The following is a 19,678-nucleotide window of genomic DNA, read 5'->3' as shown; positions in this document are numbered from 1 at the left end:
GCGGCGGACGATGGTTGTGCGCGGGAGAACGGACTCAGCGTCCGAGCCGTCCCCGCACCATTCCGACCATGGAGTTGAGCTCCTCGATCCGCATCTTCTTCGCCGCGGCGAAGAAGACACCGAGCAGCACGGCTCCGCCCGCCACGAGTGCCGCCAGCGAGCCGAGCGCCCCCTGGCCGAGCCCCTTGAGGACGATGTAGCCCAGCGCGCCGCCGATCCCGGCCGCCGGCACGGCCGCCAGGGACAGCCTCGCGTACGTACGCAGGACGCGCGCGCCGTCCAGGTCGCCGCCCAGGCGGTTGCGCAGCCGGCGCCAGGCCACTCCCACGCCCACGGCGTAGGCGAGACCGTAGGCGCCCGCCATCCCCACGACTGCCCACTGGGCGGGCAGGATCACGTAGCAGGCGGCCGAGGCGGCGGCGTTCACCGCGGCGACGATGACCGTGTTGTAGAACGGCGTCCGCGTGTCCTCGTACGCGTAGAAGCCGCGCAGGACGACGTACTGGACCGAGTACGGGATCAGTCCGAGGGCGAACGCCATCAGGATGAAGCCCATGGACCGGCCCGCCTCCACGCCGCTGCTGGAGTACAGCAGCGTGCACATCGGGACGCCGAGCGCGAGGAACATGAAGGAGACCGGGACGATCGCGACCGCCGAGTTGCGCAGGCCCTGCGAGATGTCGTCGCGGACCGCGCCCGGGTCGTTGTCGTGCGCGGCCCGGGAGATGCGCGGCAGCAGGGCCGCCATCACCGAGACCGTGATGATCGCCTGCGGCATGCCCCAGATCAGCTGGGCGTTGGAGTAGGCGAGGAAGCCGGCGCCGTGCTCGCCGGAGGCCTTTCCAGCCGCCGTGGCGAGCTGGGTGACGACGAGCACGCCGGCCTGGTTGGCGAGCACGAACAGCACGGTCCACTTGGCGAGCTGGACCGTCTTGCCGAGGCCGTGGCCCCGCCAGTCGAAGCGCGGCCGGAAGCGGAAGCCGGTCTCCCGCAGGTACGGGATCATCGCCAGGGCCTGGACGACCAGGCCGAGCAGGGTGCCGATGCCCAGGAGGCGGATGCCCTCCGGCGGGATCGTCTGCACACCCATGTGGGAGTCGGCCGAGGTGCCGTACACCCAGATGAACAGGCCGAACGTGCCGATCATGACGATGTTGTTGAGGACCGGAGTCCACATCATCGCGCCGAACTTGCCGCGGGCGTTGAGGATCTGGCCCATCACCACGTGCACACCCATGAAGAAGATCGTGGGCAGGCAGTAGCGGGCGAAGGTGACGGCCACGCTGTTGGCGGCCGTGTCGTCGGAGATGGTGCCCGACATCAGCTTGATCAACAGCGGGGCGGCGAAGACGACGATGGCGACGATGGCGCCGAGCGCCACCATGACGAGGGTCAGCAACCGGTTGGCGTACGCCTCGCCGCCGTCCTCGTCGTCCTTCATGGACCGCACCAGCTGCGGCACGAAGACCGAGTTCAGGCCACCGCCGACGGTGAGGATGTAGATCATCGTCGGCAGGGTGTACGCGACGGTGTACGTGTCGCCCAGCAGCGAGGTGCCAAGGGCGGCCGTGATCACCAGGCTGCGGACGAAGCCCGTCAGGCGCGACACGAGCGTGCCCGCGGCCATCACGGCGCTCGACTTGAGCAGCCCGGAGGCGCGGCCGCCGGACTTCTGCTGCGGCGCGGCGGGCAGCGGCTCGGGCTCCGGAGAGGCCGGCGCCGGGCCGGACCCCTGCTGGTCGCGGTAGAGGTACGCGAAGGCGTCCTGCCCGGGCGGCTCCTCGCCCGCCTGGGTGACCAGGTCGTCGACGCCCACGAACTGCGTGGTGCCGGCGGTGTCGCCGTACGGCAGATGGCGCGAGGGGCCGTCCGGCTCGGGCGGCGGGGTCTGCGCCCAGATCCGGGGGTCCGGCGCGTACTGCTGCGCGGGCGGCTGCTGGTAGAGCGGCTGCGGCTCGGCGTAGGTGCCCGGGGGCGGCGGCGGGTGCGCGGCGCGGTCGTACAGCGCCTCGGTCACCGGGTCCTGGGCGTACAGGTCCTGCGCCCGGTACGGATCGTTGCCGTAGGCGTCCTGGAAGTACGGGTCCGGCACGGGCTGCTGCGGCGGCACCTGCTCGGCGTAGGGAGGCACCGGGGGCGTGTTGCCGGACGACGCGGAGCCGCCGCCCGCGCCCTGCCCGCGGTCACCGTCGTACGGCGCGTTCATGGTTACCCCACCTCATCGTCCCCGGCCTGGCCGGCCACGGTGCATAGCGATAGCTCAATGCTCCACTTTCTCACCCGTGCCGGGCGAGGCCCCGCTTTCCGGACCGGTGTCCGGTGTCGGGTCACTCGGCTGCTCGGGATCGTCGCCGCCGTCCGCCTCCGCGCCGTCGCCCTCCCCGGTCTCCCCGGCCGCCTTCCGGGCCGTGGACCGCTTGCGCTGGGTGTACATCCTGATGCCCGCCAGGACGAGCAGCAGGACACCGCCGGCGATCACCAGCATCACGGTCGGGGTGATCTCGGAGACCTTGACCGTGAACTCCATCGGATCGCCGTAGGGCGTGCCGTCCTGCGTGTAGAGCCGTGCGGTCACCTGGACGGGGCCGTTGGCGTTCGCGGTGGCCGTGAACTTCACCGACTGGCTGTGACCGCCGTCGATCTTGACCGGCTGTCCACCGTTCGCGTCCTCGTTGGTGGTCACCTTGAGGCGGGAGGGGTTGCTCGGCTCCAGCCGCAGCACCAGATTGCCCACGGGCTGGACCAGCTGGTTCTGCACGGTGACGGCGAGGGTGGCGCTGCGCCCCGACATGGTGGCCGTGGACTTCTGGATGAGCCGCACCTCGCCGGTGAGGCCGTCCAGATAGCTCTGTACCCCGGCCCGGTAGATCGCGGCCCCTTCGCGGTCGTCGCGCCAGGACGTCGACATCTCGCGGTTGATGGCGTTGCCGAAGGGCGTGACGACGCGGTCGGGCGCGGTCAGGATGACCTTGAACTTGTCCAGGGTGCCCTGGGTGCCCTTCATGTCCTGGAACGCCTGCACCGGCAGTTCCTGCTTGCGCAGCGATCCGGGGTACGAGGAGGAGCCGGGCACCCGGGCGGTGGCGCGCGCGTCCGGCTTGGCCGTGGCGGCCGCGGTGAGGTCGAGCGGCTGGGTCCAGCGCTGCGCGCTCAGGGCGCGGATGGCGCTCGCCATCGTCTGGGCCTGGCTGGCGGACGGCATCCGCTGCGGGGCGACGACGATGCTGCGCTGCTTCTCGGTGTCCTGGAGCGTGATCGCCAGCGTCTGGGCGAGGAACTCCTGGATCGCCGGCGTGGAGTTCCCGGCCCTGGACATGTCGCCCTCGAACGCCGTCGAGAGGCGGGCGTCGGAGACCACGGCGGTGGTGCCGCCGCCGATCGGCCGGGCCGCCGACGGCGAGTAGGAGAGGTTGTTGGTCTCGCGGAGGCTGTCGCTGCGGGCGATCACGTTGTGGGCGCCCGCCGAGGTGGCCACGTCGACGATCGAGGGGTCCACCGCGCCCTGCACCGGCCAGGCGAAGTCGACCGAAGGAGTCACATGGAGGATGGTCTCCACGGTCTTCTCGGCCACCTCGGTGGCGCCCTGCAGGTGGCTGAGCGACCCGGAGACGTCCTTGCCGCGGTGGGCGAGCGAGGCCAGGTCCGGGTCGGCGAAGGGCAGTGCGACGACCTTCTGGCCCTGCACCGCGTCCTCGAGCTCGCCCAGCCACTGCTTGGCCACGTCCTGGTTGGTGCCCGGCACATCGGTGTCGCCGGACTTGACCCGGTAGTTGCGGGTCATCGCGTCGACGGTGGCGAGCAGATCGGGGTCGATCACCCAGGTCACCGGCAGCTGGCTGCCCAGCGAGACCATCCGCTCGAGCCGCCCGCCGGGCGCCAGTTCCGCGGCCAGCGCGTCGTCGGCGAAGACCGGGGTCTGCTGCTCGTCCGAGCCCGTCTGCGCGGTGAGGTGGGTCGACGACATCAGCGGCCACATGTAGGTGAGCTGCGACTTCTTGCCGTCGACGGCCTCGGGCTGCCACGGCAGGAAGGTCCGCTGGATGCCCAGGACCTGGTCGTACTGCTGGTTCGCCGTCTGCCCGGACAGGGAGACGCCCAGCTGGTAGACGCCGTCGCCGTCCAGTCCCAGCTTGCTCACCGGCACCGAGAGGGTGAAGTCCCGGCTGATCCCGGGGGCCAGCTTCGGGAACTTGACCGTGTACTTGTCACCGACCTCGGCCGGGTCCAGGCCCTGCGAGAAGCCGCCGCGCTGGGAGGCGTCGTCGATCGCGGTCCGGCCGGTGAGCCGCTGGCCCACCCGCAGGCCCACATGGGCGCTGGTGACGGCCTGCTTGCCCGTGTTGGTGACCGTGCCGGAGATCGTCAGCGTGTCGCTCTTGACGGGGGCGCTGGGGCTCATCGAGTCGAGCGTCACCTGGACGGTGCGCGAGCCCGTCGCCGCTCTGTCCGGCGCGGCCGCCTCGGTGGCGTGGGCCGCCGTGGTGGCGGCCGTGCCGGAGAGCAGACCGGCGATCAGAGGGGCGCCGACGAGCAGCGCCGCTGTGCGGCGCAGCCACCGGCGGGCAGGAGAGGAGCCCATCCCCTGAGAATCTGCCGCCTCGGCCACGCGTCGCCCGTCCCTCGTCGTCGTCAGCTGTGTCGGTGGTTGTCGATTCCTGCGTCCACGCATGGTAACGAGGTGGACTGTGGCGAAGTGCCGTGGACTGCTCCACATGATCGGAAGAGTGTGCCAGGGAGCCAGGTGAGGCGGCTTTCCGGGGCCGTGGAGAGCCCGCGAGGACGAGTGAGCCGGGGCGGGCGGAAACGGTGACGCCCCGGTCGGCCGGGGCACGTACCCTTTTCTGTTGTGCCGAACGCCAACGAAGACAATCCCAGCGCCCTGAGCCAGGTGCAGCGCCGCGCGGTCAGTGAACTGCTGCGGGTGTCCCCGGTCGCCGACGACCTCGCCCGCCGCTTCCAGGAGGCCGGGTTCTCGCTTGCCCTGGTCGGCGGCTCGGTACGGGACGCGCTCCTCGGCCGGCTCGGGAACGACCTGGACTTCACGACCGACGCCCGTCCCGAGGACGTGCTGAAGATCGTGCGCCCGTGGGCGGACGCGGTCTGGGAGGTCGGGATCGCGTTCGGCACGGTCGGCTGCCAGAAGGACGGCTACCTGATCGAGGTGACGACGTACCGCTCCGAGGCGTACGACCGGACCTCGCGCAAGCCCGAGGTGTCCTACGGCGACTCCATCGAGCAGGACCTGGTCCGCCGCGACTTCACGGTCAACGCGATGGCCGTGGCGCTCCCCGAGAAGGAGTTCGTCGACCCGCACGGCGGCCTGGAGGACCTGGCGGAGCGCGTCCTGCGCACCCCCGGCACTCCGGAGGAGTCCTTCTCCGACGACCCGCTGCGCATGATGCGGGCCGCGCGCTTCGCGGCGCAGCTCGACTTCGAGGTGGCCCCCGAGGTCGTCGCCGCGATGACGTCGATGGCCGAGCGGATCGAGATCGTCTCCGCCGAGCGCGTACGGGACGAGCTGAACAAGCTGCTGGTCTCCGCACACCCGCGCAAGGGGCTGCGGCTGCTCGTGGAGACCGGGCTCGCGGACCACGTGCTGCCCGAGCTTCCCGCGCTGCGGCTGGAGAGCGACGAGCACCACCGGCACAAGGACGTCTACGAGCACTCGCTCACGGTGCTCGACCAGGCCATCGCCCTGGAGAAGGACGGACCCGACCTGGTGCTGCGCCTCGCCGCGCTGCTGCACGACATCGGCAAGCCGAGGACGCGCCGGTTCGAGCAGGACGGCCGGGTCTCGTTCCACCACCACGAGGTGGTCGGCGCGAAGATGACCAAGAAGCGCATGACCGCGCTGAAGTACTCCAACGACATGGTCAAGGACGTCTCGCGCCTGGTGGAGCTGCATCTGCGCTTCCACGGCTACGGAACCGGCGAGTGGACCGACTCGGCGGTGCGCCGGTACGTACGCGACGGCGGGCCGCTCCTGGAGCGGCTGCACAAGCTGACCCGCTCGGACTGCACCACGCGCAACAAGCGCAAGGCGACCGCCCTGTCGCGGGCCTACGACGGGCTGGAGGAGCGGATCGCGCAGCTCCAGGAGCAGGAGGAGCTCGACTCGATCCGCCCGGACCTGAACGGCAACCAGATCCAGGAGATCCTGGGGATCGGGCCCGGCCCGGCGATCGGCCAGGCGTACAAGCACCTGCTGGAGCTGCGTCTGGAGAACGGGCCGATGGAGCACGACGCGGCCGTCGCGGCGCTCAAGGAGTGGTGGGCCGAGCAGGGCTGAGGTCGCCCAGGGCGATGTTTCACGTGAAACATGCGCCATGTTTCACGTGAAACATCGCGGTGAACCTGGCGGCCCGTAGATGTGCCGAGGGGCGGTGTTTCACGTGAAACACCGCCCCTCGGGCTCTTCCGGGACTACTTCTTGAGATCTTCCAGGCAGAGGGTGAAGTCCTTGCTGCCGCCCGTCTCGGTGTACTCCGAGTACTTGTTGCGGTCGCAGCCGCTGTTGTCGTCCTTCTTCTGGACGACCTTGTACTTGGCCTTGGAGTCGCCGCAGCCGACGACCTTCAGATCCGGGTTGGTCGTGGAGTCGGGGTTGCCGATGCTCATGCAGTCGCCCACCTTGGCGGTGTCGGCGTCATGACGGCTGGACCACCAGCCCACGGCCGCGGCGATGAGGACGCTCACCACGACGACGATCCGGACGATCTTCTTGATGTTGCGGCGCGGCGGGGCGGGCGCCGGCGCGTGGGGTATCGGACCGCCCTGGTTGAAGTAGGGCGACTGCTGCGGCGGGACTCCCGGCTGACCCGGCTGGCCGTACGGCGCACCGCCCTGCGGCTGCCCGTACGGGGTTGCGCCCTGCGGCTGTCCGTGGGGAGCGTTGGGCTGCGGCGCGTACGGGTTCTGGCCCTGGGGCGGCGGAGTGGACACGTGGGGGTTCCCCCTTGGTGAAAACAGGTGATGTATGACGCCCGTAAGGTAGCGGGCCCGGCTGACATTCCTGCTATCGGAGGGGGCTCTGTGGCCCTGATGTGACACTCAGCCGCTCTGAAACCGGGTCATAAACACCGCTACTGCCGCGTAGATCACAGAGACCGTGACAACCAGAAGTGCCGACTTTCCGTCAGGGGGCAGCATCAGCGCGGCAACCGCGGCGGCGCCGACGAAGGCGACGTTGAAGAGCACGTCGTACAGCGAGAAGATCCGGCCCCGGTAGGCGTCGTCCACCGAGGACTGCACCACGGTGTCCGTGGAGATCTTCGCGCCCTGGGTGACCAGCCCCAGGACGAAGGCGGCGACGAGTACGGGCACGGGGGCGAACGGCAGCCCCAGGGCGGGCTCCAGGACCGCAGCGGTCCCCGCGCACACCGCCATCCATCTGTAGGGCCCCAGCCGCGCCACCGCCCCCGGCGTCACCACGGCCGCCGCGAAGAACCCCGCCCCCGAGATGCCCACCGCCAGCCCCAGCAGCGCCAGCCCGTCGGAGGTGCCGTCGGCCCAGGCGTACCGGCAGAGCATCAGTACCAGCACGGTCAGCGCCCCGTAGCAGAAGCGCAGCAGTGTCATCGCGGCCAGCACGTGCGCGGCCGTCCGGCGCTCCCGCAAGTGGCGCAGCCCGTCGGCGAGTCCGCGTGCCGTCGTGCCGATCGCGGCGCCGATCCCGGGCCGGGCCGTGTCGGGGTCGGGCCCCAGCAGCCCGGGCGGCAGGCGCAGCGACCACAGAGCCGCGCACAGATAGAGGAGCGAGCCGAGCAGCACGGTGGCGGCGTCCGCCGGGAGCACCAGACGCAGCCCGAAGGCCAGCCCGCCGCCCGCAGTCGCGGCGAGCGTTCCGGCGGTCGGCGAGAGGGAGTTGGCCATCACGAGCCGCTCTTCGTCCACGACCCGGGGCAGCGCGGCCGAAAGTCCCGCGAGGACGAAGCGGTTGACGGCCGTGACGCAGAGCGCGGAGGTGTAGAAGAGCGCGTCGGGCGCCGAGGTGAGCAGGAGCAGCGCGGTGCAGCCGGCCAGCAGGGCCCGCAGCAGATTGCCGTACAGAAAGACCTGGCGCCGCTGCCAGCGGTCCAGGAAGACGCCTGCGAAAGGGCCGATGACGGAGTAGGGCAGCAGCAGCACGGCCATGGCCGAGGCGATCGCGGCGGGCGAGGTCTGTTTCTCGGGGGAGAAGACGACGTGGGTGGCGAGCGCGACCTGGTAGACCCCGTCCGACGCCTGGGAGAGCAGTCGTACGGCCAGCAGATGCCGGAAATTCCTCAGGCGCAGGAGTACGCGCAGATCACGCACGACAGGCATGTGTGCAAGCGTCACATACGAAGAGGGCCCCCGCGCCGGCACGGCACGGGGACCCTCAACAGTAGGACGGAAGCCGAGACTTAGCGCTCGACCTCGCCCTTGATGAACTTCTCGACGTTCTCGCGGGCCTCGTCGTCGAAGTACTGGACCGGCGGGGACTTCATGAAGTACGAGGACGCGGAGAGGATCGGGCCGCCGATGCCGCGGTCCTTGGCGATCTTCGCGGCGCGCACGGCGTCGATGATGACACCCGCGGAGTTCGGGGAGTCCCACACCTCGAGCTTGTACTCGAGGTTCAGCGGAACGTCACCGAAGGCGCGGCCCTCGAGGCGGACGTAGGCCCACTTGCGGTCGTCGAGCCACGCGACGTAGTCGGACGGGCCGATGTGGACGTTCTTCTCGCCGAGCTCCCGGTCGGGGATCTGCGAGGTGACGGCCTGCGTCTTGGAGATCTTCTTGGACTCCAGGCGCTCGCGCTCGAGCATGTTCTTGAAGTCCATGTTGCCGCCGACGTTCAGCTGCATCGTGCGGTCCAGGATGACACCCCGGTCCTCGAACAGCTTCGCCATGACGCGGTGCGTGATGGTGGCGCCGACCTGCGACTTGATGTCGTCACCGACGATCGGCACGCCGGCCTCGGTGAACTTGTCCGCCCACTCCTTGGTGCCGGCGATGAAGACCGGGAGGGCGTTGACGAACGCGACCTTGGCGTCGATGGCGCACTGCGCGTAGAACTTCGCAGCGACCTCGGAACCCACGGGGAGGTAGCAGACCAGAACGTCGACCTGCTTGTCCTTGAGGACCTGGACGATGTCGACCGGGGCCTCGGTGGACTCCTCGATGGTCTCGCGGTAGTACTTGCCGAGACCGTCGTGGGTGTGACCGCGCTGGACGGTGATGCCCGTGGTGGGCACGTCCGCGATCTTGATGGTGTTGTTCTCGCTCGCACCGATGGCGTCGGCGAGGTCGAGGCCGACCTTCTTGGCGTCCACGTCGAACGCGGCCACGAACTCCACGTCCTTGACGTGGTAGTCGCCGAACTGGACGTGCATCAGACCCGGCACCTTGCCGGCCGGGTCGGCGTCCTTGTAGTACTCGACGCCCTGCACCAGCGAGGCGGCGCAGTTGCCCACGCCGACGATGGCTACGCGAACCGAACCCATTCCGGTTGCTCCCTGTGTGTTCTCGACGAAGTCCTGCGGACGCAGGGCCTTCAGTTGGCGGTGTCCTCGGACGGATCCGGCCGGGTGCTGTCCCGATGCCGGGGCAGGCCGCCCGTCTCTCCTGATGTGTGGTCCTGCTGAGCGGAGCCGGTGGCCGGGCCGGATCGCTGATCCCGCCCCGCCCGCTCGCTCTCGATGAGCTCGTTCAGCCAGCGCACTTCGCGCTCCACGGACTCCATGCCGTGACGCTGCAGCTCAAGCGTGTAGTCGTCCAGGCGCTCGCGCGTACGGGCCAGGGAGGCGCGCATCTTTTCGAGGCGCTCCTCCAGCCGGCTGCGACGACCTTCCAGCACGCGCATCCGCACCTCGCGCTCCGTCTGCCCGAAAAAGGCGAAACGTGCCGCGAAGTGCTCGTCCTCCCAGGTGTCGGGACCGGTGTGGGAGAGCAGTTCTTCGAAATGCTCCTTCCCTTCGGCCGTCAACCGGTAGACGATCTTGGCCCGGCGCCCTGCGAGTGAAGCAGCGAGAGCGTCCTCGGGGGCGCTGCCCGGTTCCTCGATCAACCAGCCGCTCGCGACCAGCGTCTTGAGGCAGGGGTAGAGGGTCCCGTAACTGAAGGCCCGGAAGATCCCCAGTGAGGTGTTGAGCCGCTTGCGCAGCTCGTACCCGTGCATCGGGGCCTCGCGAAGCAGGCCGAGTACGGCGAATTCGAGGATGCCGGAGCGCCTGCTCAACCTTCGCCTCCTCTGCTGCCGCGGACCTTTATGCCGTGCTGATGTATCGACTCGATACATCCTGACGATAGAACGGTGTCGCCCCTGCGACAAGAGGGGTCATCGTGAACGGCGTCACATCGTCAATTCCTAGGAAGCAACTTGCCTGATTTGGGGTGAACTTCGGCCCCTGGCTGGTTTTGACCGTGCGTAGTCTGTGCGGCATGCAGACCACCGGGAGCCGAGTGACGTCAGGGGGCGTCGGCGCGTACCGCGCCATCGGCATACCGGGTGCACGGCGGACGAGCTCGTCGCAGGGCCGGTCCGTCTGTCGGGGGGACCGGAACTCACCAGTCGCTTTCAGGCGCTCTCGCCTGCCCGAGGAGTAGTCGTTCGATGAGCGAGCACCGTCGCAAACAGCCGGAGTCGCAAGGCGGCGGCCGGGCCGCCGCCCGACGGGCTGCCCAGCAGCCCTCCGGCCGCCGCGCGGCCCCCGCCCGGGACTCGGTCACGGGTTCCCCCTCCGACTCGTACGGAGAGCAGCGGTCGGCCGGTGGGCGCGCCGAGGCGCGACGGGCCGCCCAGCGGGGCGGACGCAGACGAGCGGCCGAGCCCGGCGGTGGCGGTCCCGCGGGTCCGGGCGGGCGCCGCGGCGGTACGGGCCCCGGCAACCGGCGGCCCGGCAAGAAGCGCTTCATCGACTACCCGCGCTTCAACAAGAGCGGGTGGCGGCGCTGGATGCCCTCCTGGAAGCTCGTCAGCGGGCTGTGCCTGGGCTTCCTCGGCACGCTGGTGATCGCGATCGGCATCGCCTACTGGATGGTGAGCGTCCCGAACGTGGCCCAGGCGGCCCAGGCCGAGAACAACGTCTACTACTGGGCCGACGGCTCCCAGATGGTCGCGACCGGTGGCGAGGTCAACCGCCAGATCATCGCGTACGAGAAGATCCCCGCGGCCATGCGGTACGCGGTGATCTCGGCCGAGAACAAGACCTTCGAGACCGACTCCGGCGTCGACCCCCAGGGCATCGCGCGCGCCCTGGTGAACATGGCCAAGGGCGGCCACACGCAGGGTGGCTCCACGATCACCCAGCAGTACGTGAAGAACGCCCGGCTCGACGACCAGTCGCAGACGCTGACCCGTAAGTTCAAAGAGCTCTTCATCTCCATCAAGGTCGGCGCGACCAAGAAGAAGAGCGAGATCATGGCGGGCTATCTGAACACCGCCTACTACGGGCGCGGTGCCTACGGTCTGCAGGCCGCGGCCCGCACGTACTACAGCAAGGACGCCAAGGACCTCGACCCCAGCCAGTGCGCCTTCCTCGCCTCGCTGCTCAAGGGCGCCACCTACTTCGACCCTGCCGGCGCCACCGAGATCGACCCGGCGGCCACCCCGGAGCAGAACACCAAGAACGCGATGAACCGGTGGGCCTGGATCCTCGACGAGGAAGTGAAGGACGGCCACCTCTCCGCGGCGGACCGGGCCAAGTACAAGACCTTCCCGATGCCGGACAAGCCCAAGAAGAACGCGCAGCTCAGCGGGCAGATCGGCTATCTGGTCAGCCTGTCCAAGGCGTACTTCGTGAACAACAACACCCAGGGCATCACCGCCAGTGACCTGGACCAGGGCGGCTACGAGATCCACACGACCTTCGACAAGAAGAAGGTCCAGGCGCTCGAAGGCGTCGTGAAGAAGGTACGTAAGGACAACATCGACCCCAAGAAGCGGCCGGAGAAGGACACGTTCGTCCAGTTCGGCGCCGCGTCGGTGGACACCAAGAGCGGCGCCATCAAGGCGATCTACGGCGGCGAGGACGCGACCAAGCACTTCACCAACAACGCCGACCAGACCGGTGCGCAGGTCGGCTCGACCTTCAAGCCGTTCGTGCTGGCCGCCGCCATGGAGTACGGAAGGCGCGACCCGAAGGGCCCCAAGGAGCAGGGCGAGTCGGAGCGGACGCCGGTCTCCCCGAAGAGCATCTACAGCGGCATGAACAAGCTGAAGATCAAGAACTACGACGGGAGCGTGTGGACCAACGAGAACGGCGAGCAGTGGCTGCAGACCAACGACGGCAATGAGTCGTACAACAAGCCCAGCTACGCCATCGACCTGCGGTACGCGATGCAGGAGTCGGCGAACACGCCCTATGTCCAGCTCGGCATGGACGTCGGCACGGACAAGGTGAGGGACGTCGCCCTCGCCACGGGCCTGCGCAAGGACAGCCTGGCCTCGTCGAGCGTGCCGTCGTTCTCCATCGGCACCTCCTCCCCCAGCGCGATCCGCATGGCCGGCGCGTACGCCACCTTCGCCACCAGCGGGATGCACCACGACGCCTATTCGGTCGAGAAAGTCATGCGTCGGGGCAGTGTCATCTACAAGCACGAGGACAAGGCGACCCGTGCCTTCTCCGCCGCGATCGCGGACAACGTCACGGACGTCCTGAAGAACGTGGTCGAGAAGGGCACCGGTACCAACGCCCAGCTCAGCGGCCGTGATGTGGCGGGCAAGACCGGTACCACCGACGGCAACCGCTCCGCGTGGTTCGTGGGGTACACGCCGCAGCTGTCGACCGCGGTGAGCATGTACCGCCTCGACGACAACGAGACGAACAAGAAGCGCGAGTTCCTGAAGATGTTCGGGACCGGCGGCCAGAAGAAGATCCACGGTGCGTCGTTCCCGTCGACCATCTGGCACGACTACATGGAGCAGGCGCTGAACGGCGTACCGGCCGTCGACTTCCCGACGCCCGAGGAGATCGGCGACAAGGTGTACGGCGGCGGCATGTCGCCCAGCCCGAGCCCCTCCCCGTCACCCTCGGACTCCCCGTCGCCCTCCGGGAGCCCCTCGCCCACCCCGTCGATGACGCCGTCGCCCACCCCGAAGCCCAGCAAGTCCTGTGGCAAGTGGGACTGGAACTGCGGCGGGCCCGGTGGCCCCGGCGGCACCGACGCAGGCACCAACGCGGGCACCGACCAGGGCACCACTGTCGGGGACACCAGCGGCCCCACCGGCAGCCCGTCACCCAGTAAGTCCAAACCGGGCAGCGGCCCCCAAGGAAATATCTTCGGGGGCCCGACCGGCTAGCGGTCCCGGCGCACGCGGCTGAATGTCAGGGGCGGTGTTTCACGTGAAACCAGCGAGGTGTTTCACGTGAAACATCGCCCCTCGGCATTTCCACAGAGGTGTACGGCAGGATGTGCGGCATGACGAGCGAGACCAGTGCCCGCGCGTACGAGGACAGGCGTGCGGAGCCCGCCGAACCCGTCGTACGGCCCACGGAGCAGGACGAGGTCGCCGCGGCCGGCAGTGAGCTGCTGGGCGGCCCGATGGGCCGCTGGGCCTGGGGGGCGGGCCACTGGCTCACCCCGGTCCGGGTGATCGCCCTCGTCGCGATCGGCATGTTCGCCCTCGGGATGGCACAGAAGGCGCCCTGCTACGACTGGGCCTGGTTCCGGGGCGTGAACTCCCAGTACACCCACGCCTGCTACTCCGACATCCCGCACCTGTACGTGGGGCGGGGCTTCGCCGACGATCTCGTGCCGTACTTCGACCGGCTGAGCGGCGACATGGACTACCTCGAATATCCCGTCCTGACGGGACTGTTCATGGAGGTGGCCTCCTGGCTGACGCCCAGTGGCGGCAACATGCAGCACCGCGAGCAGATGTACTGGATGGTCAACGCGGGGATGCTGATGGCCTGCACGGCCGTCATCGCCGTCTGTGTCGCGCGGACGCACCGCCGCCGCCCCTGGGACGCCCTGCTGGTCGCCCTGGCGCCCGCCTTCGCGCTCACCGCGACGATCAACTGGGACCTCTTCGCCATCGCCCTGACGGCCGCGGCCATGCTGATGTGGTCCCGTAGCCGCCCGCTCGCCTTCGGCATCCTCATCGGGCTCGCGACGGCCGCCAAGCTCTATCCCGTGCTGCTCCTCGGACCGCTGCTGTTCCTGTGCTGGCGGGCCGGGAAGTGGCGGGAGTACGGGGTGGCCGTGCTCGGCGCGGCGGGCTCCTGGCTGGCGGTGAACGTGCCGGTGATGCTGCTCGCGCCCGAGGGCTGGAAGAAGTTCTACACGTTCAGCCAGGAGCGGTCGGTCGACTTCGGCTCGTTCTGGCTGATCATCTCGCAGCGCACCGGAAAGTCCCTGGACGTCGACACGGTGAACAACCTGGCGACGCTGCTGATGGTGCTGCTGTGCGCGGGCATCGCGGCCCTGACGCTCACCGCGCCGCGACGGCCGCGCTTCGCACAGCTCGCCTTCCTGGTCGTCGCCGCGTTCATCCTGACCAACAAGGTCTACTCGCCGCAGTACGTGCTGTGGCTGATCCCGCTGGCCGCGCTGGCCCGGCCGCGCTGGCGGGACTTCCTGATCTGGCAGGCCGGGGAGGTCGTCTACTTCCTCGGGATCTGGATGTACCTCGCGTACACGATGAGCGGCGAAAAGCACCAGGGGCTGCCGCCGGAGGGCTACCAACTGGCCATCGCCGCCCATCTGCTGGCGACGCTCTACCTGTGCGCGGTGATCGTGCGGGACATCATGATGCCCGAGCGGGACGTCGTACGGCGCGACGGCTCGGACGACCCGTCCGGCGGCGTTCTCGACGGGGCCGGGGACGTCTTCGTCCTGGGGCAGGCGGCGCATCCGCCCCGGCACGCGGCTCCCCTCGTGGAGGGCCCCCGGGTGGAGTGGGGCACGCGGCAGCCGGGCACCTAGCCCGGGCCGGGAAGCGACGCGAAGGGCCCCGCCGGTGGCGGGGCCCTTCGTCGTATCCGGATGAGCGGTCGGCGACGCTGTCGCCTAGCGGTCGACCAGGCGGTCGAACTGCGTCGTGGTGTGCCGCAGGTGGGCGACCAGCTCATCGCCCACGCGCGGCTCCTGGGAGTCCGACGGGACGAAGAGGATCGACACCTGCATGTGCGGCGGCTCGGCGAACCAGCGCTGCTTGCCGTCCCAGACAAACGGCGACAGATTGCGGTTGACGGTCGCGAGCCCGGCCCGGGCGACGCCCTTGGCGCGCGGCATCACACCGTGCAGCGCCTTGGGAGCCTCAAGGCCGACGCCGTGCGAGGTGCCGCCCGCGACCACGACCAGCCAGCCGTCGGAGGCGGCCTTCTGCTGGCGGTAGCCGAATCGATCCCCCTTCGCGACCCGGGTGACGTCCAGGACGGCGCCCCGGTACTCGGTCGCCTCGTGGTCGCCGAGCCACAGCCGTGTACCGATGCGGGCGCGGAAGCGGGTCTGCGGGAACTGCTGCTGCAGCCGCGCCTGCTCCTCGGCCCGCAGATGGCTGACGAACATGGTGTGCAGCGGCAGCCGGGCCGCGCGCAGCCGGTCCATCCAGCCGATGACCTCCTCGACCGCGTCCGAGCCGTCGGTGCGGTCGAGCGGGAGGTGCAGGGCGAAGCCCTCCAGGCGCACGTCGTCGATGGCGGAGTGGAGCATGCCGAGCTCCTCCTCCTTGATGCCGTGGCGCTTCATCGAGCTCATGCACTCGATGACCACGCGTGCGCCCACCAGGGCGTGCACCCCGTCCACCGACGACACGGAGCGGATGACGCGGTCCGGCAGCGGCACCGGCTCCTCGCTCCGGCGGAACGGCGTGAGCACCAGCAGGTCGCCGCCGAACCAGTCCTTGATGCGGGCCGCCTCGTAGGTGGTGCCGACCGCCAGGACGTCCGAGCCGAAGCGGTTCACCTCCTCGGCCAGCCGCTCGTGGCCGAAGCCGTAGCCGTTGCCCTTGCAGACCGGGACGATGCCCGGGAACTGGTCGACCACGGACTTCTGGTGCGCCCGCCAGCGCGCGGTGTCGACGTAGAGGGAGAGCGCCATGGCCGGATCCGGAACCTTTCTGGTGGCTGCGGTGTATCAGAGGTATGAGAGACGAGATTACGCAACCATCAGCGCCGCGACATGTAGATGTCGAGGGCCTTGTGCAGCAGCTTGTTCAGCGGGAAGTCCCACTCGCCGACGTACTCGACGGCCTCGCCGCCGGTGCCCACCTTGAACTGGATGAGACCGAAGAGGTGGTCGGTCTCGTCGAGCGAGTCGGAGATGCCGCGCAGGTCGTAGACGGTCGCACCCATGGCGTACGCGTCGCGCAGCATCCGCCACTGCATCGCGTTCGAGGGCCTGACCTCACGGCCGATGTTGTCGGAGGCGCCGTAGGAGTACCAGACGTGCCCGCCGACGACGAGCATCGTGGCCGCCGACAGGTTCACGCCGTTGTGCCGCGCGAAGTAGAGCCGCATCCGGTTGGGGTCCTCGTTGTTGAGGACCGTCCACATGCGCTGGAAGTACGAGAGCGGGCGCGGCCGGAAGTGGTCGCGGACAGCGGTGATCTCGTACAGCCGCTGCCACTCGGCCAGGTCCTGGTAGCCGCCCTGGACGACCTCGACACCGGCCTTCTCGGCCTTCTTGATGTTGCGGCGCCACAGCTGGTTGAAGCCCTTGAGGACGTCGTCCAGCGAGCGGTTGGCGAGCGGCACCTGGAAGACGTAGCGCGGCTGCACGTCGCCGAAGCCCGCGCCGCCGTCCTCGCCCTGCTGCCAGCCCATCTTGCGCAGCCGGTCGGCGACTTCGAAGGCGCGCGGCTCGATGTGGGTGGCCTCGACGTCCCGCAGACGCTTGACGTCCGGGTCCTGGATGCCGGACTTGATGGCGGCCGAGTCCCAGCGCCGGATGACGACCGGCGGGCCCATCTTCACCGAGAAGGCGCCCTGGTGCTTGAGGTGTGCCAGCATCGGCTGCAGCCACTCGTCGAGGTTCGGGGCGTACCAGTTGATGACCGGGCCCTCGGGGAGATACGCGAGGTACCGCTTGATCTTCGGCAACTGGCGGTAGAGCACCAGACCGGCGCCGACCATCTGGCCGTTCTTGTCGAACCACCCGAGGTTCTCCGAGCGCCACTCGGTCTTCACATCAGCCCATGCCGGGACCTGGCAGTGGCTCGCCGCGGGCAGGCTCTGGATGTACGCCAGATGCTGCTCTCGGCTGATGGTCCTCAGGGTCAGGCTCATGCGGGGCGCTCCTCGGCAGGTGTGTCCCCATGGGTACAGGGGCTCCGGCTCTCGCGCCGAAGCCTACTGCGCCCGGGGAGCGCCCCGGATGGCTGTACGGACCCTGGGTCGGTACGGGGTGCTCTCAGCCGCCGACCACACCGCCGAAGAGGCCGCCGTGCGCCATGCCCAGGAAGAAGCCCACCGCGGAGGCGCCGAGCCCGAGGATCAGCAGGAACCGCTCGCGGGTGGTCTCCGAGATGAACTGTCCGTACGCACCGGTGAGGATCCCGACGAGGCCCGCCCAGGAGCTGACCAGGTGCAGGTTGTGGAAGAACGCGGTGATGAACGCCAGCGCGCCCAGCGCGACGGTCACCGCCATGAAGGCGTCCTGAAGGGGATGGGGCTTGCCGTCGGTGGCGAAGAGGGAGACGACGGACGAGTTCGTTCGCATTGCCTGTGCCATGGGGCACCTCCTGGCGGAAGCGGAACGCGGCGAAGGGTAGCGCCACGCACACCCGATGTGTACAGATTGTGCCCCTTGACCGCCGGATTTCAACCGGACGCGGGTATGCAGGTACTCTGTACGGTCTGCACCGGTGTCTGCCCTGGCCAGGACGCGGTCCCCCTCCTTCGGAGGCGGGATTGTCAGTGGCGGCGGATACCGTTGCTTACGCATCACGACCCTCCTGCCACGGAACGACCGTGGCCGCTGAGTCCAAAGGAGGTGGGTTCCACATGCGTCACTACGAGGTGATGGTCATCCTCGACCCCGATCTGGAGGAGCGCGCTGTCTCTCCCCTGATCGAGAACTTCCTTTCCGTCGTCCGTGAGGGCAACGGAAAGGTCGAGAAGGTCGACACCTGGGGCCGTCGTCGTCTCTCCTACGAGATCAAGAAGAAGCCCGAGGGCATCTACACGGTCATCGACCTCCAGGCCGAGCCTGCGGTCGTCAAGGAGCTCGACCGTCAGATGAACCTGAACGAGTCGGTCCTCCGGACCAAGGTCCTCCGCCCCGAGACCCACTGAGCTTCCGCTCAGAAGTCATCGGGTTCCGAGTAGCAACACAGCAGCCAGCAGCAATCCCCGCCGAGAGGTTCACCCATGGCAGGCGAGACCGTCATCACGGTCGTCGGCAATCTCGTCGACGACCCCGAGCTGCGCTTCACCCCGTCCGGTGCGGCCGTCGCGAAGTTCCGTGTCGCGTCGACTCCCCGCACCTTCGACCGTCAGACCAATGAGTGGAAGGACGGCGAAAGCCTCTTCCTGACCTGCTCGGTCTGGCGTCAGGCGGCGGAGAACGTCGCCGAGTCGCTTCAGCGAGGCATGCGCGTCGTCGTGCAGGGCCGGCTGAGGCAGCGGTCCTACGAGGACCGCGAGGGCGTCAAGCGCACGGTCTTCGAGCTGGACGTCGAGGAAGTCGGCCCCAGCCTCAAGAACGCCACGGCCAAGGTCACCAAGACCACCGGTCGAGGCAGCCAGGGCGGCTACGGCGGCGGTGGCCAGCAGCAGGGCGGCGGCAACTGGGGCGGAGCCCCCAGTGGTGGCCCGCAGGGCGGCGGCGCTCCCGCCGACGACCCCTGGGCCTCCAGCGCGCCGGCCGGCGGCGGCCAGCAGCAGGGTGGCAGCGGTGGCAGCTGGGGCGGAAGCTCCGGCAGCTCCGGCGGCGGCTACTCGGACGAGCCGCCCTTCTAGGGCAGCCCGTACCCCCACTTCTTGATCACACAGGAGAAACACCATGGCGAAGCCGCCTGTGCGCAAGCCTAAGAAGAAGGTCTGCGCTTTCTGCAAGGACAAGACCGCTTACGTGGACTACAAGGACACGAACATGCTGCGGAAGTTCATTTCCGACCGCGGCAAGATCCGTGCCCGCCGCGTGACCGGCAACTGCACGCAGCACCAGCGTGACGTCGCCACGGCCGTCAAGAACAGCCGTGAGATGGCGCTGCTGCCCTACACGTCCACCGCGCGATAAGGGAAGGGTGACCGAAAAATGAAGATCATCCTCACCCACGAGGTCTCTGGCCTCGGTGCCGCTGGCGACGTCGTCGACGTCAAGGACGGCTACGCTCGCAACTACCTGGTCCCGCGTGGTTTCGCGATCCGCTGGACCAAGGGCGGCGAGAAGGACGTCGAGCAGATCCGTCGTGCTCGCAAGATCCACGAGATCGCCACCATCGAGCAGGCCAACGAGATCAAGGCTCGCCTTGAGGGCGTGAAGGTGCGTCTGGCCGTTCGCTCCGGCGACGCCGGCCGTCTCTTCGGCTCCGTCACCCAGGCCGACGTCGCTGCGGCGATCAAGGCTGCCGGTGGCCCGGACGTGGACAAGCGTCGCGTCGAGCTCGGCTCGCCGATCAAGACCCTGGGCGCGCACCAGGTGTCCGTGCGTCTGCACGCCGAGGTTGCCGCGAAGGTTGGCGTCGAGGTCGTCGCCGCCTAAGCGCAGCGCTCAGCAGAGCATAAGAAGGGCCGCACCCTCTGGGGTGCGGCCCTTCGCTGTGTGC

At 69.0% G+C, this 19,678-nt stretch carries 16 protein-coding genes; 7 read left to right on the top strand and 9 right to left on the bottom strand.

What is annotated here, in order from left to right; translation table 11 throughout:
• Window positions 1-34: 34 nt before the first annotated feature.
• Window positions 35-2,206, bottom strand: a complete 2,172-nt coding sequence (gene murJ, locus QIY60_RS13060) for a murein biosynthesis integral membrane protein MurJ (RefSeq protein ID WP_283142564.1) — start codon at window positions 2,204-2,206, stop codon at window positions 35-37.
• Window positions 2,207-2,260: 54 nt separating this feature from the next.
• Entirely contained in the window at window positions 2,261-4,606 is a 2,346-nt protein-coding gene (locus QIY60_RS13055; RefSeq protein WP_283142563.1) for a DUF6049 family protein, read from the bottom strand.
• A gap of 240 nt (window positions 4,607-4,846) precedes the next feature.
• Here QIY60_RS13055 and QIY60_RS13050 point away from each other — a divergent pair, with 240 nt between their 5' ends.
• Window positions 4,847-6,289, top strand: coding sequence for a CCA tRNA nucleotidyltransferase (locus QIY60_RS13050; protein WP_283142562.1), 1,443 nt, complete (start codon window positions 4,847-4,849; stop codon window positions 6,287-6,289).
• A gap of 134 nt (window positions 6,290-6,423) precedes the next feature.
• Here QIY60_RS13050 and QIY60_RS13045 read toward each other — a convergent pair whose 3' ends face one another.
• The 4 genes from QIY60_RS13045 to QIY60_RS13030 all read right to left on the bottom strand — a co-directional run bounded on the left by QIY60_RS13045 (window position 6,424) and on the right by QIY60_RS13030 (window position 10,201).
• Window positions 6,424-6,942: a hypothetical protein gene (locus tag QIY60_RS13045; RefSeq protein ID WP_283142561.1), complete on the bottom strand. Its 519-nt coding sequence runs from the start codon at window positions 6,940-6,942 to the stop codon at window positions 6,424-6,426.
• 108 nt (window positions 6,943-7,050) lie between these two features.
• A complete protein-coding gene (locus tag QIY60_RS13040; protein ID WP_283142560.1) occupies window positions 7,051-8,304 on the bottom strand; it encodes an MFS transporter in 1,254 nt (417 codons plus the stop codon).
• Between the two features lie 80 nt (window positions 8,305-8,384).
• Complete coding sequence (locus QIY60_RS13035; RefSeq protein ID WP_283142559.1) at window positions 8,385-9,467, bottom strand: inositol-3-phosphate synthase; 1,083 nt, start codon at window positions 9,465-9,467, stop codon at window positions 8,385-8,387.
• 50 nt (window positions 9,468-9,517) lie between these two features.
• Window positions 9,518-10,201 (bottom strand): PadR family transcriptional regulator, encoded by a 684-nt coding sequence (locus tag QIY60_RS13030; RefSeq protein WP_188276669.1) that lies wholly within the window; start codon window positions 10,199-10,201, stop codon window positions 9,518-9,520.
• Window positions 10,202-10,576: 375 nt separating this feature from the next.
• Between QIY60_RS13030 and QIY60_RS13025 the strand changes: the two genes are divergently transcribed.
• A complete protein-coding gene (locus QIY60_RS13025; RefSeq protein WP_283142558.1) occupies window positions 10,577-13,264 on the top strand; it encodes a transglycosylase domain-containing protein in 2,688 nt (895 codons plus the stop codon).
• Between the two features lie 119 nt (window positions 13,265-13,383).
• The gene (locus QIY60_RS13020; protein ID WP_283142557.1) at window positions 13,384-14,892 is read left to right on the top strand and encodes a glycosyltransferase 87 family protein; all 1,509 of its coding nucleotides are present in this window, start codon (window positions 13,384-13,386) and stop codon (window positions 14,890-14,892) included.
• An 84-nt stretch (window positions 14,893-14,976) separates the two neighbouring features.
• Here the strand turns inward: QIY60_RS13020 and QIY60_RS13015 are convergent, their stop codons facing one another.
• From QIY60_RS13015 to QIY60_RS13005, 3 genes are all read right to left on the bottom strand, one after another.
• Window positions 14,977-16,008 (bottom strand): alanine racemase, encoded by a 1,032-nt coding sequence (locus QIY60_RS13015; RefSeq protein ID WP_283142556.1) that lies wholly within the window; start codon window positions 16,006-16,008, stop codon window positions 14,977-14,979.
• Between the two features lie 68 nt (window positions 16,009-16,076).
• Window positions 16,077-17,195 carry a peptidoglycan bridge formation glycyltransferase FemA/FemB family protein gene (locus tag QIY60_RS13010; RefSeq protein WP_283142555.1) on the bottom strand — a complete coding sequence of 373 codons (1,119 nt, stop codon included), beginning with the start codon at window positions 17,193-17,195 and terminating at the stop codon, window positions 16,077-16,079.
• A 124-nt stretch (window positions 17,196-17,319) separates the two neighbouring features.
• Complete coding sequence (locus QIY60_RS13005; RefSeq protein WP_283142554.1) at window positions 17,320-17,640, bottom strand: hypothetical protein; 321 nt, start codon at window positions 17,638-17,640, stop codon at window positions 17,320-17,322.
• 272 nt (window positions 17,641-17,912) lie between these two features.
• Between QIY60_RS13005 and rpsF the strand changes: the two genes are divergently transcribed.
• From rpsF to rplI, 4 genes are all read left to right on the top strand, one after another.
• Window positions 17,913-18,203: a 30S ribosomal protein S6 gene (gene rpsF / locus QIY60_RS13000; RefSeq protein ID WP_067162183.1), complete on the top strand. Its 291-nt coding sequence runs from the start codon at window positions 17,913-17,915 to the stop codon at window positions 18,201-18,203.
• A gap of 75 nt (window positions 18,204-18,278) precedes the next feature.
• Window positions 18,279-18,869, top strand: coding sequence for a single-stranded DNA-binding protein (locus tag QIY60_RS12995; RefSeq protein WP_283142553.1), 591 nt, complete (start codon window positions 18,279-18,281; stop codon window positions 18,867-18,869).
• A 43-nt stretch (window positions 18,870-18,912) separates the two neighbouring features.
• Window positions 18,913-19,149 carry a 30S ribosomal protein S18 gene (rpsR, locus tag QIY60_RS12990; protein WP_005315025.1) on the top strand — a complete coding sequence of 79 codons (237 nt, stop codon included), beginning with the start codon at window positions 18,913-18,915 and terminating at the stop codon, window positions 19,147-19,149.
• A gap of 18 nt (window positions 19,150-19,167) precedes the next feature.
• Entirely contained in the window at window positions 19,168-19,614 is a 447-nt protein-coding gene (rplI, locus tag QIY60_RS12985; RefSeq protein ID WP_067162187.1) for a 50S ribosomal protein L9, read from the top strand.
• Window positions 19,615-19,678: the final 64 nt, after the last annotated feature.

The organism is Streptomyces sp. BPTC-684 (assembly GCF_030028635.1).
GTDB classification, from domain to species: domain Bacteria; phylum Actinomycetota; class Actinomycetes; order Streptomycetales; family Streptomycetaceae; genus Streptomyces; species Streptomyces noboritoensis.
This window is presented reverse-complemented; position numbering and strand designations above follow the sequence as displayed.

Bases quoted from the DNA above. Each gene is read 5' to 3' on its own strand.
- QIY60_RS13010 (WP_283142555.1), bottom strand. From the start codon at position 17,195: ATGAGCCTGACCCTGAGGACCATCAGCCGAGAGCAGCATCTGGCGTAC.
- QIY60_RS13005 (WP_283142554.1), bottom strand. From the start codon at position 17,640: ATGGCACAGGCAATGCGAACGAACTCGTCCGTCGTCTCCCTCTTCGCC.
- QIY60_RS13020 (WP_283142557.1), top strand. From the start codon at position 13,384: ATGACGAGCGAGACCAGTGCCCGCGCGTACGAGGACAGGCGTGCGGAG.
- QIY60_RS13025 (WP_283142558.1), top strand. From the start codon at position 10,577: ATGAGCGAGCACCGTCGCAAACAGCCGGAGTCGCAAGGCGGCGGCCGG.
- rpsF (WP_067162183.1), top strand. From the start codon at position 17,913: ATGCGTCACTACGAGGTGATGGTCATCCTCGACCCCGATCTGGAGGAG.
- QIY60_RS12995 (WP_283142553.1), top strand. From the start codon at position 18,279: ATGGCAGGCGAGACCGTCATCACGGTCGTCGGCAATCTCGTCGACGAC.
- QIY60_RS13035 (WP_283142559.1), bottom strand. From the start codon at position 9,467: ATGGGTTCGGTTCGCGTAGCCATCGTCGGCGTGGGCAACTGCGCCGCC.
- rpsR (WP_005315025.1), top strand. From the start codon at position 18,913: ATGGCGAAGCCGCCTGTGCGCAAGCCTAAGAAGAAGGTCTGCGCTTTC.
- QIY60_RS13015 (WP_283142556.1), bottom strand. From the start codon at position 16,008: ATGGCGCTCTCCCTCTACGTCGACACCGCGCGCTGGCGGGCGCACCAG.
- murJ (WP_283142564.1), bottom strand. From the start codon at position 2,206: ATGAACGCGCCGTACGACGGTGACCGCGGGCAGGGCGCGGGCGGCGGC.
- rplI (WP_067162187.1), top strand. From the start codon at position 19,168: ATGAAGATCATCCTCACCCACGAGGTCTCTGGCCTCGGTGCCGCTGGC.
- QIY60_RS13040 (WP_283142560.1), bottom strand. From the start codon at position 8,304: ATGCCTGTCGTGCGTGATCTGCGCGTACTCCTGCGCCTGAGGAATTTC.